We start from the raw sequence: 657 nt of genomic DNA, 5'->3' as shown, positions 1-657 counted from the left end.
TCCGAGATGGGCAGATCCGTTCCACCCCGCACCGCCATGACCTCTTGCTGCACGAGCTGCCGGTGGCACAGATCTGCCGACTCTTCCCAACGCGCCCCGAAATCCAGAAACGCAAGTCGGCGGTCCCGGCGCGGGCCGCGGCCCACACATACGCGTGCCCGTAGGCCGCCACGTTGATGGTCCGATCGCCCGGAAACCGGAAAGGCGCGGGGCTCGGGAGCGGCTGCGGTCGGCTGGGCGGTGGCCCCGCAGATAGGACGGCGGTGCTCAACGACTCCAAGGAAGAACTCCAGGCGGGTACGCGGCGATCACCGCGGACGCAGGTCCGCGCCTCCCTGGGAGGGGCGGCGCGGACCTCTTGTCGTTCGTCGTCACATGCCTGGTGAGGCTGGGCTCACCGCGGAGGTTCCGTCCCCGCCGCGTTCGATGGCGTCGGCACGACGCCCGGCAGTGGGGCCATCACCCAGTGCGCGTCCTCCCAGGTGATCGTCTCGGTGACCCGGACAGGCTTGTGCTCGGCACGCGCGGTGCCGGTCACGTCCACGGTCCACACGCGCTCGAACTCCGAGGTGCGGGTCCACCGGACGTCCCAGTCCTGTGCACCGTACGCCTTGATCCGGGCGCGGGCGTCCCGCGAACCCTGGGGGTGGGCGTCGA

At 70.8% G+C, this 657-nt stretch carries 1 protein-coding gene; it reads right to left on the bottom strand.

The features are described from left to right. Positions 1–394: 394 nt before the first annotated feature. Positions 395–657: hypothetical protein (locus ADL12_RS23050; RefSeq protein WP_159053247.1), on the bottom strand; the 263-nt coding region annotated here is incomplete at its 5' end.

The organism is Streptomyces regalis, from assembly GCF_001509475.1.
Classification (GTDB): domain Bacteria; phylum Actinomycetota; class Actinomycetes; order Streptomycetales; family Streptomycetaceae; genus Streptomyces; species Streptomyces regalis.
Note: the sequence above shows the minus strand (reverse complement) of the source record. Positions and strands in the feature narration are given on the sequence as shown.